The sequence below is a fragment of the Nitrospira sp. genome (genome assembly GCA_015709715.1).
In the GTDB taxonomy this organism is placed as follows: Bacteria; Nitrospirota; Nitrospiria; order Nitrospirales; family Nitrospiraceae; genus Nitrospira_A.
In genome coordinates this window covers 3,061,699-3,075,652 of sequence record CP054184.1, presented here as the reverse complement: position 1 = coordinate 3,075,652, position 13,954 = coordinate 3,061,699, and the positions used below count along the sequence as shown (strand labels likewise).

At 55.4% G+C, this 13,954-nt stretch carries 13 protein-coding genes; 3 read left to right on the top strand and 10 right to left on the bottom strand.

Translation table 11 applies throughout. The features are described 5' to 3' along the window. Positions 1 to 2,552: 2,552 nt before the first annotated feature. Positions 2,553 to 3,317, bottom strand: a complete 765-nt coding sequence (locus tag HRU82_14960) for a hypothetical protein (GenBank protein QOJ36160.1) — start codon at positions 3,315 to 3,317, stop codon at positions 2,553 to 2,555. Next, the gene (locus tag HRU82_14955; protein QOJ36159.1) at positions 3,314 to 4,156 is read right to left on the bottom strand and encodes a hypothetical protein; all 843 of its coding nucleotides are present in this window, start codon (positions 4,154 to 4,156) and stop codon (positions 3,314 to 3,316) included. The genes HRU82_14960 and HRU82_14955 overlap by 4 nt, the downstream gene beginning before the upstream one ends. Before the next feature lie 27 nt (positions 4,157 to 4,183). Here HRU82_14955 and HRU82_14950 point away from each other — a divergent pair, with 27 nt between their 5' ends. Further along, complete coding sequence (locus HRU82_14950) at positions 4,184 to 4,366, top strand: hypothetical protein (GenBank protein QOJ36158.1); 183 nt, start codon at positions 4,184 to 4,186, stop codon at positions 4,364 to 4,366. Positions 4,367 to 4,516: 150 nt separating this feature from the next. On the opposite strand, the gene HRU82_14945 is transcribed toward HRU82_14950, so the two are convergent. From HRU82_14945 to HRU82_14935, 3 genes are read right to left on the bottom strand one after another with little or no spacing between them, the layout of a single operon-like run. Continuing rightward, positions 4,517 to 5,473 carry an IS5 family transposase gene (locus tag HRU82_14945; protein QOJ36157.1) on the bottom strand — a complete coding sequence of 319 codons (957 nt, stop codon included), beginning with the start codon at positions 5,471 to 5,473 and terminating at the stop codon, positions 4,517 to 4,519. Between the two features lie 59 nt (positions 5,474 to 5,532). Continuing rightward, positions 5,533 to 6,051 (bottom strand): hypothetical protein, encoded by a 519-nt coding sequence (locus HRU82_14940; GenBank protein QOJ36156.1) that lies wholly within the window; start codon positions 6,049 to 6,051, stop codon positions 5,533 to 5,535. Then, positions 6,048 to 6,248 carry a helix-turn-helix domain-containing protein gene (locus tag HRU82_14935; GenBank protein ID QOJ36155.1) on the bottom strand — a complete coding sequence of 67 codons (201 nt, stop codon included), beginning with the start codon at positions 6,246 to 6,248 and terminating at the stop codon, positions 6,048 to 6,050. The genes HRU82_14940 and HRU82_14935 overlap by 4 nt, the downstream gene beginning before the upstream one ends. 363 nt (positions 6,249 to 6,611) lie before the next feature. Between HRU82_14935 and HRU82_14930 the strand changes: the two genes are divergently transcribed. Further along, complete coding sequence (locus tag HRU82_14930; GenBank protein QOJ36154.1) at positions 6,612 to 6,890, top strand: type II toxin-antitoxin system RelE/ParE family toxin; 279 nt, start codon at positions 6,612 to 6,614, stop codon at positions 6,888 to 6,890. Between the two features lie 12 nt (positions 6,891 to 6,902). Further along, complete coding sequence (locus HRU82_14925; GenBank protein ID QOJ36153.1) at positions 6,903 to 7,223, top strand: HigA family addiction module antidote protein; 321 nt, start codon at positions 6,903 to 6,905, stop codon at positions 7,221 to 7,223. A gap of 109 nt (positions 7,224 to 7,332) precedes the next feature. Here the strand turns inward: HRU82_14925 and HRU82_14920 are convergent, their stop codons facing one another. From HRU82_14920 to HRU82_14900, 5 genes are all read right to left on the bottom strand, one after another. After that, positions 7,333 to 7,773 (bottom strand): hypothetical protein, encoded by a 441-nt coding sequence (locus HRU82_14920; GenBank protein QOJ36152.1) that lies wholly within the window; start codon positions 7,771 to 7,773, stop codon positions 7,333 to 7,335. Between the two features lie 14 nt (positions 7,774 to 7,787). Beyond that, complete coding sequence (locus HRU82_14915; GenBank protein ID QOJ36151.1) at positions 7,788 to 9,560, bottom strand: hypothetical protein; 1,773 nt, start codon at positions 9,558 to 9,560, stop codon at positions 7,788 to 7,790. A gap of 277 nt (positions 9,561 to 9,837) precedes the next feature. Further along, positions 9,838 to 11,247: a DUF2235 domain-containing protein gene (locus HRU82_14910; GenBank protein QOJ36150.1), complete on the bottom strand. Its 1,410-nt coding sequence runs from the start codon at positions 11,245 to 11,247 to the stop codon at positions 9,838 to 9,840. A gap of 504 nt (positions 11,248 to 11,751) precedes the next feature. Beyond that, entirely contained in the window at positions 11,752 to 12,888 is a 1,137-nt protein-coding gene (locus tag HRU82_14905; protein QOJ36149.1) for a hypothetical protein, read from the bottom strand. 9 nt (positions 12,889 to 12,897) lie between these two features. Then, on the bottom strand, positions 12,898 to 13,773 hold the full coding sequence (locus HRU82_14900; protein ID QOJ36148.1) for an MBL fold metallo-hydrolase: 876 nt from the start codon (positions 13,771 to 13,773) through the stop codon (positions 12,898 to 12,900). Positions 13,774 to 13,954 lie beyond the last annotated feature (181 nt).

Sequence of the window (13,954 nt, the reverse complement as noted above, 5' to 3'; positions counted from 1 at the left end):
GCTGAGGCGACGGACCGCGTCCCGAGCGGTTTCCAGGTGACGCTCTTGGTCCCGCCGTTCGGTCTCGACGCGCTTGCGCTCGGCGGTCTTCTGCTTGCGCTCCTCCTGCAGATCCTGGAGCCGTGTGCGAGCCTCCTCCTCTCGCTGCGCCGCCCCCTGGACCTCGCGCGACGTGCTCTCGTACCAGCCCACCGGGTAGCGCGCGCGAAACGAGCGCAGCGATTCGGCCGCGCGGGTGAGGTCACGCTGCTGCAGTTCCGCCGACTGAATCCGCCGACGGTGCTCGTCGAGCCGCGCTCGAAGCTCGGCCAAGCGAGCCTGCGCCACGTCGCGGTCGAACCAAGCCGATTCTCTCGGTCCCACGACGACGCCAGGGAGAGCCGGAGCTTGGGTCAGGGCGTCGGTGTCACCGATGAGCACAGGTCCTTCCGGCTCGAGTCCAACCTCGCGCAGGAGGTCAGCAGCCCGCTCGAAATCGGCGGGTCGTACGATGACGCCCTGAGCAAGCGAGGGCGCTTTGCAAACCGCGGCTCGCGCCTCCTGCTTCGGCACGTTCGCCTGAATCCACGACCACCCCGACCAGGCCTGGCCACCGAGACGCTCGCTGAGGAACTCGACGACCCGCTGGGCATCGGGCGACGGCGGCAGGAGGCCGTGCTCCTCCAGGTGAAGAGCGGCACGCTCGTCGTCAGCGGCCGCCAGCCGCGTGTCCACGACGACGCGCTGTGCGGCACGAGCCGCCTGCTCGAGCGTGCCCACCGCGTCGGTGCCGATGCGATCGCCATCGAGCGTCTCGAGCTCGAGCGCCGCCTTGAGCACGGCATCGCGCTCGATGGCGTCGCGCTCGCCTGTGGCGCGCTCAAAGCGATCCTTGAGCTTCTGATGCTCGGACTGGCATTGCGAGAGCACGTCGCCGGCCCCCGCGACGGCACCGTCGAATGCTTCGAGGGTCTCGTCGAGACGCACGATCTCGCCATCGAGCCGCTCGACCGCATCCTCATGATCGGCGGCTTTGCTTGTCCAGCGGCTGACGCCCGCGTCGGCCGACTCCTCGGAGCCGAGGAGCCCCTCGCGAACCAACTGCTTGCGGTTGGACTCGACGGTCTCGAGGCGCTGATCGAGCCCCTTCGCCTCGGTCTCTGCTTGGCTCTGGACCTTGCCGGCCTCCACCGCCTGACGCCGATACTCGCGCGCCTCGTCGCGGGCAGTCTTCTCGTCGACGCGCGCATTCTCGGCTTTTTTCCGGTGGTCTTGGGCGCGCCACGTCAACGCAGACGCGAACTTCCTCGCCGCGCTCTCGATCTCTGCGCGCAGCGGCGCGTGCTCACGCTCACGTTGCTGGAGCGATCGGCGCTGGTCCTTCGCCTTCTCTTCGAACTGGATCGCCCGCCGAAGGGGGACGGCGGCGCTCCAGATCCTGGCGAGACGCTGGGCGTTGCGCCAGTCGTCCTGCACTTGATCATGTTCTTCCTTGAGGTGCTCAAGCCGTAGCTCTGCGCCATGCTTCTTCAGCTGAGCGGCGCGTCCCCGCTTCGTCGTCGCTTGCCGCGTCTGCTCGTCGGCGGAGGTTGCGTGGCCCGCCCGGGCCTCGTCGAGGCGCTCCGCTTCCTTGCCGAGCTCGTCGAGCCGGGCTGCCGTGAGCACGTCGAGGGCCGCGAGATCGGAATGGGATTCGCCGAGCTGGGCGCGCAGTCTGTCGCGGCGATCACGGATATCGCGCACAGCGGCCATGCGCGCGATTAGGCCGGCGACGAGATCCCGCTCCGGCACGAGCTGCTCTTTCCTTTGCAGCAGCTCTCGGCGGAACGTGGTGATGTTCTTCCCGACGCGATCGCCGAGCGCGGGATCGAGCGCCAGTGCCAGCAGAAAGTCGATGAAGTCCTCTGCTTCCGCGAAGCGGAATAGTTCGTCGGCACCGCCTTCCCGCTGGTTCATCCTGACCTGGTACGAAAACAGCTCCGGGTCGATGCGGGCGGCCTCCAGCACCTCCTGCCACTCGCGCTGATTCTCCGTGTCGCCGACGTTGAGGTGCGGAGCGCGATCGCGCAAGGATCGCCACGCCTCGCGGAAGGCCCCGAGCGTACGGCGGGAACGCGCGCCGTTGCTGGCGGTGTACAGCGGGAGATGCTCGAGGGTCGCTTCGGGCTGTTCTGGTGCGACGCGGCACGAGAAGAAGAGACGACGGAGCTCGCCCGATCCGTCGCGACGCTCGTAGAACACGCCGGTGATGAAGCGTTCCGATTCGAGGCCCAGGGAGTCGGCAGCGGGGTCGAGCTGCCACTCCGCGGCCGCCACGGCTCGGTCACTGGGAAGGATGTAATCGTTCAGCGAACGCTGCTTCGCCTCCGCCTTGCCGCCAAGGAAATCGCCCTTGTGCGGGCGAAGAATGGCGAAGAAGAGATTCAGGATCGAGGACTTGCCCCCACCGTTTCTGAGCCAGAGCGTCGAGTCCGTGGCGCGTCCGTCGGGTCCCTGGAACGTGAGCAGGAGATCGTCCATTCGCGCCTGCGGATGCCCGAGGGAGACGAACCGGAGCTTCAGCAGCTGAGGCATCAGGCTTCCTCCCCACTCGACGGGGGTGAAGAAGTAGCGTCGAGCGCCTCTCGAACGAGCTGGAAGAGGCTCGTACCCGCGAGCTGCTGCACCATGACCTGGTATCGCCGGGTAGGCTGCCATGCGGTGTCGGCACCCTGTCGCACCTGGGTGAAGCATCCGAACTCGCGCAGCCGATCGAGCGCGTACTCGATGATCCGACGTGTCGCCCGCATCGCCTTGCGTGAGTCGCGTGTCTCCATTGTGTCGAGTCGCTGCATGTAGACGCGCCAGGCTTCGATCAACCCACGGCGCTCGTCCTCGGCGTTCGGATCGGGGGCGCCACGAGCCTCTTCCGAAAGGCGCTCGCAGAGCTGGCGGAGCTGCCCTTCGACCTCGTCCACGGTAACCGGGGCCCGGACGATGTCTGGATCTTCGTCGAGATCTCGGGCGCGCGGAAACACCGTGGCGGCGATCGCGATCTGTGCGAGACCGTCAAGAAGACGATCGTCCACCTTCGAGCTACCCGGCCGGAAGTCCCCCGGCTTCAAGGCGAAGATGGATTCGTCCTGAGGCGCAAGCACGACTCCGTGCTCGCTGACGTCGAGCACGTGCAGCCCGAGGCCATCTGCGAGCTCGCGCACAATGGTCCGAAAGGCGCCATTGTCGAAGTAGCGCTCGACAAGCTCCCGATACTCCGCCTCCTGGGCCGGACGTGCGAGCGGCCGCAGGCCCCATTGAACGAGCCGGCCCGCATGCCACACCGGGTCGCGAGCCGTCGTCATCCCGACCTCCCAGCGGCGCTCACGAGCAAGTCGTCCCCGTAGAGCAGCGGGTCCTCGAGCCGCTCCCCAGCGATGGGCTCCGCGGCGGCGTGCGCGGTGTCGCGGTCTTCGGTCGCGAATCCCTGCAGCACGAAGAATGCGATCACCTCCAAAACCTCGTTCGATGCGCCAGACGCCCTGGCCTTCAACAGGAGGTCGGAGAGCTTGACCTCGCCATCGGTAGCGCCCAGGAGCTCCGTCGCAGCCGCGCGTACCTCCGGTGGGTATCGCCGGAGTTCGGCGTCCAGGTCAGCGGCGTCGACGGGCTCAACCTCGATTTCCTGTCGAGGTTGAGGTCGGCGCGGCTGAAGCATCCACGTGACCAGACCCTCGAGTGAAGCGAGCACCGGGAGGCGTGGGCCTACGAAGAGCGGGAACCCGCGGTCGAGGACCTGATCGGCGCGGATGATCGGCATCCGCAAGAGGGGCTCGAGAACGTCGTCAGCGAGATCCGGAAGTGGACGTGACGGTCTTGGCGCGAACGCTTGGTGGGCCTGGGCGTCGAGAAAGACGTTGCGCGCTCCGATCAAGTGCTCGTGCAGCTCGGCATGTCGAAGCAAGCAGTCACGGGTGAGGTCTGCAACCTGAGCGACGGCACGGCGAGAGCCCGCTTCCTCGTCGGGCATGATCTCCAGCCGCTCGTCTGCCGCTCCCAAGATACCACGCTCGACGGCGACGCGACGTTCGAGGTGAGCGAGTGACTCGTTCAGGATCCGGGGGACCTCGACCTTCCAGTCCACGCGATCGACGTCTCGACGCGTGTCCCGGAGGATCTGCAGGACCTTGTCGCGGAAGCGCACGGACTGGATGCGCGCCTGCCGCGCTGAGTGTACGGCCTCGTCGAAGCGGCCCCGCGCGAGCTGCGACTCGACGACGGCCTCGGCGGCTGCCTGCGCGTCCTCGACATCGAGGTCGAGCAGGCGCAGGTAGAGGTTGCAGGCCTCGGCCGAAGGCCGGAGGACCGTGCGCCCCGAGGGATGGAAGGCATCGAAGAGGAGTCGAAATTCTAGGGAACGTCTGATTAATTCGCGTTTCCACGAAGCAATCTGTTTCTCGGTGGATCAAGACGGGCCATCAGCTGGGAACCCGCTGGTCCGAGAGCGCCTTTCTCGGATTCCTCCGCCGTCAGGCGGCCCGCGCCCCGTTCGCACCCCCGTCCGCTAGGCTGCCGCCAGCAAGTGCCGGCGTGCTACATACAGATTCGCCAAGCCGCAACTGATAGACAACCAGTGCGCATTCTTCGCGAGCCCCCGGTACCGCACTTTGGCCCACCCGAAGATCCGCTTGATCACCAAGAACACATGCTCGACTTTGGCACGAACCTTCGACTTCGTCCGATTGCGGGCCCGCTCCGTCTCGCTCAAGGGCCGATGGCGATGGGCTTTCGTCTGGACGAAGCTCTTGGCATGGGGAGCATGGTGCTGAATCATGTCGCGTTGCCCGCTATAGGCGGCATCGCCCCATACTCGTGTCTCCTGTCCATGCAGCAACTCCGGCAACACCTGGCTGTCATGGACATTCGCCGCCGTGGCCGCCACTGAGTGAACCAGCTTCGTCCGGCTGTCCACTCCAATATGCGCCTTCATGCCGAAATACCACTGGTTCCCCTTCTTGGTCTGATGCATCTCCGGATCTCGCTCTTTCTGGCGATTCTTCGTCGAACTGGGCGCATTGATGATCGTGGCATCCACGATCGTGCCCCGGCTGACCTTCAGCCCGTGGGCAGCCAGATACGCGCCGATCCGCGCAAAGAGCTGTGCGCCCAAGTGGTGGGCTTCCAGCAGATGCCGAAACTTACAGATGGTGGTTTCATCCGGTACGGGCTCGCGGCCCAGATCAATCCCCACGAACTGCCGCATGGCGTGTGAGTCGTACAGCGCTTCCTCCACCGCCGGGTCCGACAGGTTAAACCACTGTTGCAGACAATGGAGGCGCAACATGCGTTCGACACCCACGGGCGGACGCCCTGGGCCCTCGGCCTTGGGGTAGACCGGCTCGATCGCCGCTACCAATTCCGCCCATGGAACAACCTGGTTCATCTCGTTGAGAAACTGCTCCCGGCGGGTGGGCTTGCGATACTGTTCAAACGAGACTTCGGCAAACGTCTGTTGCTGCATGGGGCACGCCTCCAGTTCAGTGCTGCGCTACCCTTAGCACATCATGCAAAGAGAATAAATCAGACCTTCCCTAGCGCATGCCTCTGCGCTTCGCCCTCACCGTTGACGGAGGTGTACTCCTCGCGAAACGGACGGCGAGCGTCGCCGTCGTTTCGGAGACCTCCGAGAAGCTTGTCGAGCATCCGCTCGTGACGTTCTGGCGAAGGGTCGACGCCAGCCGCAGCATCCATCGCCGAGAGCACTGGTCGAAGGACCCGTGTCACCGCCTCGCGATCGGCCTCTGCCTCCAGACCGAGCCGATCGATCACGACGTCCAGCACCCGCAGCGCGAGCGCCAGGCTGTCGTAGTGTCTGAACTCTGAGTCGCGGATCGCGTCGCTGCGGCGGAGGCCGTCCAGCGGCGACGTGTGCAAAAGAACGCGAATTCTACGGGTTAAGTCGGCGGGCCATTCATCTCCGCTTGAATTCGCTGCAGGAGCCTCCTTGCGGTGCGTCGAATCAGTGGCCTGTGAAAGTACGTCTTGGACACGAGAAAGGCCGAAGTCCAGTTGCTGGCTTGCAGGGGTTCGCTTCGTCACGGACGGCTCCCGTTTCGCCGGACTTCGGCCTTCTGGGCCTCGATCCGTGCGTCAATGTTCCGGAGCCGGAAGCGCCACGAGTTACCGACCTTGAAACCGCGAAGCTTCCCCTCCTGCGTCAACCGATAGAGTGTTCCCTCCGTCAGCTTCAGGTAGTCGGCAACCGCCTTCAGCGTGAGCATCTCTTCTGCGGCCATGCGTTCTCCTGCGCTGGGACAGCCGCTGCACGAGAGGGCATATTATGGCGAAGAGAGGCACGAGTGTCCAATGACTGTCCAATGGAGGTTCATTGGACAATTCGAAAATTGTAAGTAGTTGAAAAATGGTGAGCCGGCTGGGACTCGAACCCAGGACCCTCGCCTTAAAAGTTCGGCAAGTGGCAATTTACTAGCGGCTTGATTTTTGCGAAGGTTTCCCCATTTTTATCGAGGAATCAAGCGGTTATCTAACTTCCATCGATTCTATGGTTTCCATTAAATCGAGCCCATTTTGAAAATTTTTAGCACAAATTTAGCACATCCGTTTTACGTAAATCGTAAAACGATGATAAAGTAAGGACCGTGATCAGAAGTTTTCGGGATAAGAAGACGGAGCGCCTGTTTGCCGGGATGCCCGCCAGAGAGTTCTCCGGTATCCGCAATGGGGCTGAACGGAAACTCACGATGCTAGACAGTGCTGCGGATTTGAAGGATTTGCTCGCTCCTCCGGGCAATCGCTTGGAAAAGCTGAAAGGTGATCGTACGGGGCAGTATAGCATCAGGATCAACGACCACTCGCGCATCTGTTTCAGTTGGATGGCGGATGGCCCCCATGATGTCGAGATCACAGACTATCACTGAAGGAGAACGGCCATGGTGAAGAACGGCATGCGACCGGTGCATCCAGGAGAGATTTTGGTGGAAGAGTTCATGAAGGCTTCCGACCCCGGCATCAACGCCAACACACTCGCCAAAGCACTGGAGGTACCCGCAAACCGAATTACGGCAATTATTAAGGGACAGCGAGGCATTACCGGGGATACTGCCCTGCGTCTGGCAACCTTTTTTAATACCACTGCCGAGTTCTGGATGAACCTGCAAAAGACCTATGAACTGCAGCTAGCCGAACAAGCATTACCAGATAAGATCAGGAAGCATATAGAGGAGAGACGAAGAGTTCTCGTTCCGATGTAAGTACCCGCTTCTTGTCACAATTGCACCATACTGAAGAGCTACATGAAGGGAACAAACGCTATCTCTTTAGATGCCCTCACAATGATCTCGAAAGGCCAATAAGATCATTTTATCGAACCATTCTCCAGTACACTTGCAGATCAGTGAGATTCACTTCGCATGAAGTCGGACTCTGCGGCGCCTCTTTGAAGTGTTCAGCACTGACTAATCCATTTAAGAAAAATACAAGCGCCGCCCAGATTGCCAATGAAAGCTGTTGGCCATGCTTGAAACTATCAAAGGCGGTAGAATCACCGTACTTTCTGAAAATCACAAAATATTCGAACCAGAACCACACTGGAGTGACAATTACCCAGAACGTTAGCCACGGATAAATCAACTCAACTTGTCGACACTTCCAGCCCGCATACGCAAAGTGAAGAGAACAGAAAGCTAAAATCGCCGCCAGAGTCCCGGCGGCTGAGCATATCAAATACCCACGCTTGCCCTTCGCTCCATGATAAATAACATGGTCGCCTCCTGTAGGCCCGGGATCCTTTATCCTTCCCATCTGAGTGTGTCCAATCAATAATGGCCAAGTTCGCGATAGCACTCCCTTGGATGCTTTGGCGGGCCAGCCCAGCATTTCGGAATCCAGAACTTAAGTCTTCCTCCAAAGTCGCCATGCTTTTGTGGACTTAATACCCCTTCTCCAACTCCAAACTTTACAATACTAATAGAAGGTCGAATTAGGGCCGGGGTGTGATGAGCGGCTGCAATAAAATTTGTAAAACGACCAAGAGTACGATCCTCTCTGCTCAAGGGATGACTCAAGAAATTGTCCAACCAAACGAGTAACGATCCGCGTGGAAAAGGGTCCAGAATATCGTTAAACCATTCCCCAGATTCAGCCGCTTCGTGAAGCATGAGGTGATAGACGCAGACAATATTCCTACCATCAGCGTTGGAATCATTTGATGCGTTTTTTGTGTCACAAAGGCTAGTGAGATCTCCCGAGGCTGTTCCCACATTTCTTTCTAAAAGATAAGGAAAGATAGTATCTTGGTAATCCTTAATGGTACTAGCTGCTGCCATATAAACCACATTCCTGATCGGGAGATCTCCGAACTCTCTTATAATACGATTAACGATGATGGCTCCCGTCGAATGACCTACCAGAGTTATTTCCCAACTATCCTTATTAGGACAACCCTCTCTATGAGAGCTTCGTGTACTCACGGTCTGTTTATCGTAATTGCAAATTTTCGTTCGTAACTGGTCAAAAAACACAGCCAGAGCGCCTGTGCGTGTGAAGTCATATTCGACGTCCTCAGATTCATCTTCGTTCCTATTGGGAAGGGGGGAGCCATCGTAATGGAATAGCTGAGCAACGCTTCGGAGCATCACATCCCAAGAGCTAGTACCGAATGCATCGATTATCGGAGCAGAAGCCAGCTTGAAAGGAGACGTAATAACATACTTGAGTGACGCCCAGAATTTGTCTGACCATGCTCGTTGGTCGAGACCGAGCCACATGTTAAAATCTTCGCTATTCTTAGCTTTCGGGTCACTGAGTTCGCCCTTCCTGGCTCCTTCAGTTTTTGGACAGTCGGCAATTTGCTTATCCAAGGCTGTCATGTACTCGTACAAAGCGCCTTCAACCCACGCGGACGGACCAAACCTTCTACGACAGAGTTCATCAAATGTTGCTTGTTGAGCAAGTACAAGGTCGGATGAATGAAGAAAGCGGAGGGCAGGCACAGTCTCAATATCATTGCGGACTTGAAAAAACGTCGCAGTTGGGATGCGAATGGCTGATCGTGCAATGTCTGCACTGAGATAGAAGGGCGCGGTGGCATAAGCCCATCCCTGGCTCCATGATCCCTGAGACCAATCCTCGGCTTGGCGAATATGTGTCAGGTGATTCCAATAACTGGGAAAAAACGATGACTGCCAATTAATGAACACTGGATAAGCGTCTGTGTCCTTCAAGACATCTTGACTAAGCTCGATGGCACGCTCGACTGTTCCGGTCTGAAAATTAAGACCGCCGTGCACATGAATTAAAATTTTGTGAGGTCTCCTCTCTTTCTTATGCTCCTCAAGCCCCTTCAATACATTCTTAATGTGACGACCATATTCGCTAATAGTTCCAAACTGTGAATAACTTCTAAGAATACTCTGCCGTTTGTTACAGTTTCCTTCTGTGTCCAGCTCGCATGGGCCATATCCTCTCGGATCAACAGGATGACCGTCCGCATCAACCATAATGATGTTGGCATAAGGTACGCTCTTTACCAAGCTCCCACACCCTAACGTGCCAAGTATCCCGATTAGCACCGCGAATCGAATCACCATTTCTTTACCTTCGTCCTTGAAGTCGCGTTATTGCTGGTGTGGCGGATCAGAGAAAACTCCTTAACGGTCTACGCAACTTATTGAGTGCAACAGAATTCATACTGAGCCATACCATAGTTCAGCTTACAGAAACCAAGAATGTGCGGGAGTGAAGGCTGCAGTTCACGGTGACCCTATTGGTATGCTATTACTCAGCTTAAATCTCAGGCTGAAAAGCCTGTGCTTCGGCCATTTACGGTGTGAACAGCAGGTATCACACAGTCGTGAAATCGATGCGCTAGTCTACGACCACGAAATTCTTCTCGAAATACTCTTTGGCGTTACCTGGATTAGGCCGGCCTAAAAATAGATACTGCCCGTCCTGTTCACGTTCAGGGTGACCACGGAACAATTTTTCTAGTGCGATTCTTCGAAGCACACTGCGATGAATACTATCCCCGCTGTGCGGTTTTCTTGGAAAGCTTCCCATCCACCTCAACCATCCGAACGAACCGTCGAAATATTCATCGTGCAAAAGGCCACAGTCACACTCGATAAACGGACCGCCCCCCTGGTCACAACCACACCTAAGAGAAGAGGTTTTATCTTGATGGGCCATTTCATCCAGCTCTTGAACTGAAGGAAGTATTTCGAACTTCGATAGTTTTTTAATCATCCAATTTAACGGCGTAGTAGCGATACCCCTGAAGTCGTCCTTAGATGTGCAGTTGTATTCCAGTGAATAACTTCCACCAACATCGGAATGCACCCCGGCAAACCACACTTCTTCAAGCTGGCTACCTTCTGTCGCACGTAAAGGGTCGAACCGGAGAAGCCGAAAATCGTCGCGTTGCTCATCAAGAGCAAGTGCATGGAAGCCGTATTGCGCATAGAGATCCAATCGATGGTCGTCCGGCTCATCATCACGAACCAACCCCAATGCTGGAACTGTATCAAAAACCCCTATTGCTGTTACTTTTACTTTCTGTGAGTCTTTAAATACCTTCATGTTGCGTGCTCTAATTATCTCATCCAATTCTTCTTTGACTCTTTTTTCGAATCCAGGTCTCCCATCGAAATTTTGATGATAAACGTCATAGAGAGCGCCTATACTAAAATGCAGATTTGTTACACCAGGCAATGGAAGATAGTCATGCCACTTCTTCTGAACAGTTTCTTCGTCGACTAGGCCAGCAAACTCAATTAGTCCATTTAGTGATCTTGCAGTGAATGCTCCTCGGCTAAACCCGATAAGGTAAATTTCATCTCCCGGCGTATAGGCCTCCACTAAAAATCTATAGGCTTGACGAATATTTAAGCTAGTTCCCCTTCCTCCGATTCCGCCTGTGACACGGTTAATCCACTTAGCGCCGACTCCTTTGTCATAATAAGGAATCACACGATTTCCTTTACAGGCATGTTGCACGGCTAACCGATACAGCTTCCTCACATTTGTTGATGATGTCTTGTCATTACCGGTTCCGTCCATGAATACAATCAGTTTGCGGGGCTTGCCGCCCTCTGGTTTTTGCGGATCTCTGGCATAACGCTTGTCGAATGTTTTCCAAAATTCACGATTTGCCAAATATGTATCACTCAGCCCATCGGCCTCCATCGCCTTGAAGGAATCACACAGTCTTGGAAGCTCACCTTCGTTTTGGGCGAGCATTCCCTTGGGGACACATCCAACGATGAGCACAGTCGCCATGATCAATATGAAGACGCTCATTCTCCCCCTGCCATCAATAATAAGTCGACTCAAGCGCTTAAATAAGCATTACCACTAGAACCATAAGAGAACTGTCGTAGCTTAGAATTTCAATTGCTGCGCCTCGTGACTCAGATACGCCATTATCGGAATGTAATTCTTCATCCTTCTGGAGTAGTAGTAGATACAACTACGTTTTACAATAGGGCCGAATGGCCCTGACTACTTATATTGGCTCGTCGTATTTAGGTCGCGATTTTGTTGGGGTTCCGATAAATAAAGGCCATTCCAAGGCTGGAATCAATGAGAGGGCAATTCTAATGAGCCACAAAAGAGTCGATATCGCATGCACAACGTGATGGCGCTTCGCGCCATCAGATATTTTACAACAGCGAGAGTGAGAAGCAGACAGCATTGCCCCGATCACTAGCCTGCCTGAGCTCTACAGTGTCGACGACCACAGAAGGATTTTCAGCCCTAGGCAGCAAGAATCCAATATGTTGGTCATTTGGCACAGACATGAGCCTGTTTTAGATCACGGACAGGCACAGCTAAAATGAATGGATCAAAAACTTGCCCAATATAAAGGGTGTTATTGAAGTAAACGGCTGAGGAGGGTGCACTGAGCATAGTCCCATCTGTTATGAAAACCTTGTTGAGTGTCGGGCTCCCCTCAATATCGGTAATGCGAAAAATAGAGCCACCAGCCGTCATAATTTCTGAGCGGTGTAGCATAAAAGATAATCTTGAATTGTGAGATGCCGTGAGGACATCGTGATCAGGACCTTCGCTCATATTGTCAGGCATACTCATTTCCAGAACTTTCTTCTGCCCTGTCGAGCCAGGCAGAGGATGTATCGTAACAGTGTCTGCCAAAGAATCTCCGATGAGTAGATAGTTTCCGTGTATAAGAACGCCGTTCGGAGCTTTTGCGAGGTCCGCTACGGATTCCCATCCTTTAGTTGACAAGCGCAAAGTGGGGGTGGTCCGCATGCCCAACACATTCGACTTTAACCAATTTACTAGGAAGCTTTTCCCTGTCGAGGAGTTGGTTACATAGATATTTCCATGTGCATCCGCGTCTACATCATTCGGATTAGTCAGTTCTTCATTAGGGCCAAGAGTCTTATCGTAGACGAGTTCGTTTTCAAGAACAGTGTAGCGCACTATCCATTCTTCAGTTCCATGTACAACGACATATAGAACTTTCCTGTCGTCAATCATTGCGAGATCAAGGCCATGGGGATGAAAGGAGTTGATCAGCTGAGCAGGCTCTCCCCTTCGAGGCATTTCACGAATCTCATGCGTGACCAGATCAACGTGAAATATCTTTCCTCGCGTTTTGGTCGCTCTTCTATTCTGGGAGGATATGATTAGCCTTGGCCGTTCAGCGGATACGTCTAATGCCAAATCCTCGGGGCCGAACATCCCAAGAGCGATTTGCTGCGAAGCTGCCGGTAGCTGCGTACACTCGACACGGACCTCTGCCGGTAACTGTCCGCACCCAACGATGAGGGCAAGGATCAGGCTGGCGCACGTCGCACCAAGATATCTTGAATGCACCATCCATAGTCGGCGCCCTTGAGAGGTCTGTCGGAGAAGACGCGCGGCAATTAAATCCCTTCGTGCAGGAACGTTCATGTAGTGTCCTTACTGAAAGGCTTTTATGTCAAATGGTTGAAAAAGAGGCATAAATTGTACGGAGATGCGATCCCGCTCCGCCATTCTTAAAAGCGTTTTGTATCCACCAGTGAAGTCATCCACGAGATAGGGCATCGGCAATAAGGGTTCGTCAAGCGGACGAAGAAGATCGTCCCAATGGATTGGAACTACAAATCTTGCTTTACTAGCTAGTACTACGCTCCTCCAATACTCTTCCGCAAAACATTCCGACTGCGAACCAAGCATGCCCAGGCTCAGAAAAACCACATCAGCTTTGATATTCTCAAATAAGTTAGGTGAGAAGTTTGCACTCGGATGTATGAGGACCGTTCCCCACCGGTGACGTATAAGGAAGGAGAAATTTTTTCCTGCTCTATACTCTCCAACCCGCGCCGGAGGTTGAAGAGTTTGGTTGATGTCCTCAGAGAACCACGGATCTGGAGAATGCGGTGATTCAAAAATCTCAACGATAAAATCCCCATACCGCAGCTTATCACCATGATTCACTTCAATTATCCGATCGTCTGGCAAGCCTTGACCTCGCCCGATTTTGGCGGTCGATTTTGAGCCAACAAGTACTGCACTTTTGCGAACCGCCACAAATGCTGAATCCATAGCATGGTCATAGTGGGAGTGCGCGACGAGTACGGCAGCCAGGTTTCCTACGCTGCCCTTTGCGAATGCATAATTTATCCTGTCTATATCCGGCGAGATTTTTCCGAACAGCATCTGCGCTAATCCTGGACGAGAGAAAAAACCATCAATCATCAGGGCAGTGTTCCCGTCATCGATTTGAATAGTAGTAGCGCCAAAATATCGTATGTGAAGCGACTCCTTATTCAGCCCATCAACAGTAGCTTTCATTGTGTGCAGCATTACTTTCTCTACGGAGGGATGAGTAAGCCTGTCGCAGCCCAAAAGCCCAACATTGGTTAGAATTGTGAGTGCGAAGGAGAGACTAACTAGTCCGAAGGATCTGAGCGAAGTCGCACAAGCTTTTATTATTGTGAATTTGCGCATAGGAGCATGAAAATTATTACACGTG